Source organism: Pseudoalteromonas sp. TB41 (assembly GCF_000497975.1).
Classification (GTDB): Bacteria; Pseudomonadota; Gammaproteobacteria; order Enterobacterales; family Alteromonadaceae; genus Pseudoalteromonas; species Pseudoalteromonas tetraodonis.
In genome coordinates this window covers 1-5676 of record NZ_AUTH01000056.1, presented here as the reverse complement: position 1 = coordinate 5676, position 5676 = coordinate 1, and the positions used below count along the sequence as shown (strand labels likewise).

Below are 5676 nucleotides of genomic sequence, written 5' to 3'. Positions count from 1 at the left end.
TGCGTATTCCGGTGATGGTGAACACCGATTCCGGTTTTATCGTGAACACTTAAATTCCACGCATTGGGTTCATGACATTTTTAACCTAAGTGTTCACGATGGTCAATTTTAGATTGAATTTTTCTCATAGACTCCCCCTTTAATTTTATCCGATGAGCATTGTGCATTAGTCGATCTAAAATGGCATCGGCTAAGGTATTATCGCCGATGGATTGATGCCATTCTTCGGTGGGTAATTGACTGATGATGGCGGTTGATGAACTGCCGTGCCTATCATCCATGATCTCCATTAAGTCATTTCGTTGTGCCGCTTTAAGTGGCTCAAGCCCCCAATCATCTAAAACGAGTAAGTCGATCTTAGCGAGTGACTGTAACATTCGACTGTAAGTGCCATCTGCTTTGGCTTGTGTCAGCGCAAGCATCAACCTTGAGAGTCGGTAATATTTAACGCTGTAGCCTTTCATGCATCCTGTATGCGCAAGCGCACAAGTGATATAGGTTTTACCGCTACCGCAAGGGCCTGTGATCAGTAAGTTTTGTGATTTATTCAGCCAATCACATTGCAGTAGCGATGCCATCATCGATTGATTGAGACCTCGCGGGTGATGATAATCTATGTCTCTGGCGTTAGCGGCTAATTTAAGTTTTGCCGCTTTAAGTAAGCGTTGTTGTTTTCGGCTCTCTCGGTCTTGGGCTTCACTGTCTGCTAGCAGTTGTAGTCGCTCATCGAAGGACAACCCTTCATAAGTACTTGGTTGTTCCATTTGGCTCACTAAGGCGTTGGCCATACCACTGAGTTTGAGTTGACGAAGCTGAGTTATCGTTTGTTCTAACATAGAATTTCCTTACCTTAATGGAAGCTTTTAGGACCACGGATATTTTCATGGGATTGTGGCAATAACGTCGACGGCTCTTCTTGCGTTCGCGGCAATTTATCTTGGTTGCTACTGAGTATGTCTTTGATATGTTTTAACCGATATAAACTGTATTGATTGGCTATCGCACAGGCGTTATTGAGCCGATCGGCGGGATAGCTTCTTGATAGGTTGAGTAAGCCTAAGCACACACGATACGCTTGTTCTTCATGTTGTTTCTGTGCCAATTGTGCTTTCACCCAGAGCAAAACGTCATCTCCAATATCTTTCGCCCAATTCATTAAACGCCCTGGTGACCATTTATGATGCTTCTCATGCTTTACAGGCATGTGCTCGGATGTGGTGGTCATGCCCGGATGATATTTTCTCGGGTGACTGGTGATGCGTTTATGCTTGAAATAAGCCTCAATCAAGTTGTCTTTGGCATGAAGTTCAAGCTTTTCACCCACCAAGTGATGGGGTACCGAGTAAAGATGGTTATCATACTGAACGTGATAATCAATATTCACTTTGACGTGTTTAATATCCGTGAATTGATAAGCTAGTTTGGGCATGGGCGCGAGGGCGGGTTTGTCGATTGACTCGAACCATGATTGTCGTGTCCCACTCAGTTGCTTAAAGGGCTTATTATTGACCTCAAGCAGTAAGGCTTTGATGCAATGGTTTAGCTCAGCTAATGAGAAAAAGGTTTGGTGTCGTAACTTGGCGAGTATCCAGCGTTCAATGATTTGCACGCCCACTTCGGCCTTGGCTTTATCTTGTGGTTTTCTGGGACGAGCAGGCACAATCACGGTGCCATAATGCGCGGCCAATTGCTGATAACTCGGGTTAACATCAGGGTCGTAGCGACACGCTTTACTGACACCACTGCGTAAATTATCGGGGATAACCATGTCAGGTATACCGCCGATAAATTCAAATGCTCGCACGTGACTGCCGATCCAGTCGGGTAGACTTTGGCTCCAGGTTGCTTCACAAAATGTATAATTTGATGCGCCCATCACCGCCACGAATATCTGGGCGAACTTCACTTCACCCGTCGCATTACAAACAATGGGCATCGTTTGACCCGCATAATCGACAAAGAGTTTTTCTCCTGCTTTATGCACTTGTCGCATCGAACGTTTTTGCTTTTTAAGCCAGGTCATATAGCGATCGCAGAACTGAGAATAGCTGTAACAACGATTCGGATATTGCTGAGTATATTCTTCCCAGAGTAAGTTCTTGGTGACGCCTTTGCCCGTTAATTCTTTTCGAATGGCTGGCCAATCTGGCACTTCAAATCGCTGGGATGGCCGAGTGTCGGCGCGAGGATAGAACTGACTAGCAAGCACAGAATCATCAAGCTCGTCGGGCAGTGGCCAACTTAACGATAAAGCTCTGGCTTTAGTGAGTAGTTTTTGAATACCACCGACACTGATCTTAGTGCTGGCACTTATTTTTCTGACACTGAGTTGGGCAGCAAAATGTAGCCTCAACACTTCTCGAATTTTACGCATTGTGATCCTCTTAGTCGCCATATCCCTTCCTCAGTAATACAAAAAGGAAATAGCTTAACAAAGTAATTAATAATCAATGCGTTGAAATTGTACTGGTTTGGTGTGAACACCGATTCCGGAAAATCAGTCAAAAGTGTTCACGATAAAACCGGAATGAGCGTTCACGCTAAAACCAGAACGGGTGTTCACGATGGGCCGGAATCACTGTTCACGATGCTCCGGAATATGCAATAAAAATGTTAAAAAAATAGAAGGTGTGTATTTTTATGCAAGATTTGTGGATGACATAATAATTTTTAGTTTCGATGAAATTATTAATATCCAAGAAAAGCTAACTAAATTGTTACCTTCAGGGCTGGTTTTCCATAGTAAAAATGAAAAATTCCAAGAGATTTCATTAAATGACGACACTTTAAAAACATTTAATTATTTAGGCTATAGTTTCGAAGCGAACAAATCTAAATTAAGTAAAATAGATATATCAGAGAATAAAGTAAAAAAAATAAAAGGTAGGCTTGTTAAGTCGCTTTTATCCTTTGGTGAAGATCGAAATGAAGAGTTGCTTCTAAAAAGGTTAAAATTCATCACCGGTAATCGAAGAGTTGAATTCAAAAATGGAAGAAGTTTTAATTTGGGTCTGTACCACAGTTATAAGTATATAGATATTACTAACTCCTTATCTCTGAAAGAAATTGATAGGTTCTATAGAAGTATTTTATATTCAAAAAAATCTAGAATAAGACAGCTAATTAAAGTCGAAAAAATTGAAAAGAAGAAGCTGAATTTTGTCAAAAACCTTTCATTTAAAAGTGCTTTTTTAAGTAAACCGATATATTCATTTGAGGATATTAAATTAATAAAAAGGTGTTGGACTAATGCTCAATAAAATAAATCAAGATGATACTTTGAGAGTGCTAGCAACAGAAGTAACACCTTTTGAAACACCTTTGCTTTTCTCCAATACTGGTTTCTATAAAAATTACAAAGAAAAAGAAAATATACCTAGTTTTCTAGTTGGACTCATTGAACAAAAGCAGTCGGACTATTCGATTCCTTTTAGTTTTAAAATAGACAAAGATGTTAATTCATATAGGGTACTATCTTTAATTCACCCGTCTTTACAAATAGATATAGCTTCTTTTTATGAGGCTTTTTCATCAAGAATACTAAACTCATGTTCAATTAGTGAGTTTTCTATAAGACATCCATCAAAAAAAGCATCAAGGTATTATACAAGCGAGTACATTTATACAGAAGAGCATTTGAAATCAAATTCTGTAGAGCTTGATTTAGAAGAAAACCAGTATCAAAATTCATACTATTCATATAAAAAGTTTCAACATATAAATTTTTTTACAAGCTCCAAAGAGTTTTTATACTTAGAGGAGAAATTTAAATACCTTTTAAAACTTGATGTACAAACATGTTTCGACTCTATCTATACACATTCAATATGCTGGTCTGTTAAAAATAAACGATTCGCCAAAAATAATACAAATAAAAACCTAAAAACTTTCGAAAATGAGTTTGATAGTTTAATGTCCAAGACTAATTATAATGAAACAAACGGTATTATAACTGGCCCCGAATTTTCAAGAATTTTTAGTGAGGTTATATTTCAAGGAATAGACTCGGAAATTTACAAGGCCTTAGAGAAGTTGGATATCCCCCTGTGTCAGGATAGTTGTCGCCTCTAACTTTTAATAGAGGCAATAAAATGAGACGTCGATTTACACAAGAATTTAAAGTTCAAGCTGTTGAAAAAGCATTATCTCAATGTGATGATGTTCGCCTAGAAGATATTGCGTTTGATTTAGGCATCGGTTATTCAACCTTGCAACGATGGATTACGCTTGCTAAAAAACATGAACTTGAAACTAAAAATAATGGTAGTCACATGACAACAGAAAAACGCCCTCATGACTGGAGCTTAGAAGAAAGGCTTAATGCCATTATTGAATGTGCGAGTTTAGATGAAGCAGCTCTTAATGAATATTGCCGTGCTAAGGGGCTTTACCCGCATCATATTAAACAGTGGAAGCAAGATTTAGTAACACCACCTTCAAATAAAACAGTAAAGTCAGACAGTAAACAGCTTAAGCAAGAAATAAAGCAACTGCAAAAAGAACTGAATCGCAAAGATAAGGCCTTAGCTGAAACTGCCGCTCTACTTGTACTCAAAAAAAAAGCGGATGCGCTTTGGGGTTTCAACGAGGACGATTAACCAGCTCAACTGAACGTCATGAACTGATAAAGCTCATTACCGACGCGCAGAAATCAGGGGCAAGGCAAGCAAAAGCATGTGAGTTACTTGGTCTAACGGCAAGAACAATTCAACGCTGGATTGAAGCTGATGATATGACAGATAAGCGAACGAGTACGATAAAGCGACCACCTAACAGGCTAACTGAATTAGAGCAACAGCGTATTATTAAGACAGTAAATTCAATAGAATACGGACATTTACCACCCAGCAAGATAGTCCCTAAACTATTAGATAAAGGTGTGTGGATAGCATCAGAAAGCTCGTTTTATCGTGTTATGAAATCACATAAATTATTAACACACAGAGAAAAAGTTAAACCAAATAAAAAGATAAAAAAACCAAAAGCGCTCAAGGCAACACGTGTAAACGAAATTTATACATGGGATATCACATATTTGCCAACAGCGGTTAAAGGTCAGTTTTTATACTTATATTTAGTGATGGATATTTATAGTCGAAAAATAGTTGGTTGGCAGGTTCATGACACACAGCTAAGCACACTGGCGGCTGATTTAATGGTAGATATTTGCAGGCGAGAGCAGGTAAAGCCAGATCAAGTCACGTTGCACTCGGATAATGGCAGTCCAATGAAAGGGGCAACGTTATTGGCAACATTGCAGGAGTTAGGTATTGTGCCTTCATTTAGCCGACCGTCAGTGAGTAATGATAATCCTTATTCTGAATCGCTATTTAAGACGTTAAAGTATCGCCCAGAATACCCTGAAAAAGCCTTTGAAAGCATCGGTAGTGCAAGGAAGTGGGTTAACGGATTTGTTGATTGGTACAACGATGAGCACTTGCACAGCGGTATTAAATTTGTCACGCCAAACCAGCGTCATTTAGGATTAGATAAAGCGATACTAGCGAACCGTCACCGAGTAAATGAAATAGCGAAATTGCAGAATCCAATTCGTTGGTCAGGAAAATCTAGAGATTGGACAATGACCAATGAAGTAAATTTAAATCCAGAGAAAAAAGAAGCAATGCGGGCGGCATAAAATTTAATTTGATGCGACAACTAACTTGAAAAACTCCG

5 protein-coding genes are annotated in these 5676 nt (G+C 39.0%); 3 read left to right on the top strand and 2 right to left on the bottom strand.

Annotated features, from left to right (window positions below; genetic code table 11):
- Window positions 1–80: 80 nt before the first annotated feature.
- Both istB and istA read right to left on the bottom strand, forming a co-directional pair.
- Entirely contained in the window at window positions 81–836 is a 756-nt protein-coding gene (gene istB / locus L641_RS0107955) for an IS21-like element helper ATPase IstB (protein WP_008108839.1), read from the bottom strand.
- A 14-nt stretch (window positions 837–850) separates the two neighbouring features.
- Complete coding sequence (gene istA, locus L641_RS0107950; protein ID WP_024600838.1) at window positions 851–2395, bottom strand: IS21 family transposase; 1545 nt, start codon at window positions 2393–2395, stop codon at window positions 851–853.
- 256 nt (window positions 2396–2651) lie between these two features.
- Here istA and L641_RS0107945 point away from each other — a divergent pair, with 256 nt between their 5' ends.
- The 3 genes from L641_RS0107945 (at window position 2652) to L641_RS0107930 (ending at window position 5638) form a co-directional block, all read left to right on the top strand.
- The gene (locus L641_RS0107945; RefSeq protein WP_139016075.1) at window positions 2652–3260 is read left to right on the top strand and encodes a hypothetical protein; all 609 of its coding nucleotides are present in this window, start codon (window positions 2652–2654) and stop codon (window positions 3258–3260) included.
- A complete protein-coding gene (locus L641_RS0107940; RefSeq protein ID WP_024601615.1) occupies window positions 3250–4071 on the top strand; it encodes an RNA-directed DNA polymerase in 822 nt (273 codons plus the stop codon). The genes L641_RS0107945 and L641_RS0107940 overlap by 11 nt, the downstream gene beginning before the upstream one ends.
- A gap of 20 nt (window positions 4072–4091) precedes the next feature.
- A protein-coding gene (locus tag L641_RS0107930) for an IS3 family transposase (RefSeq protein ID WP_139016074.1) occupies window positions 4092–5638 on the top strand; the annotation gives its coding sequence in 2 pieces (ribosomal slippage) (window positions 4092–4572 and window positions 4572–5638; 1548 coding nt in all).
- Window positions 5639–5676 lie beyond the last annotated feature (38 nt).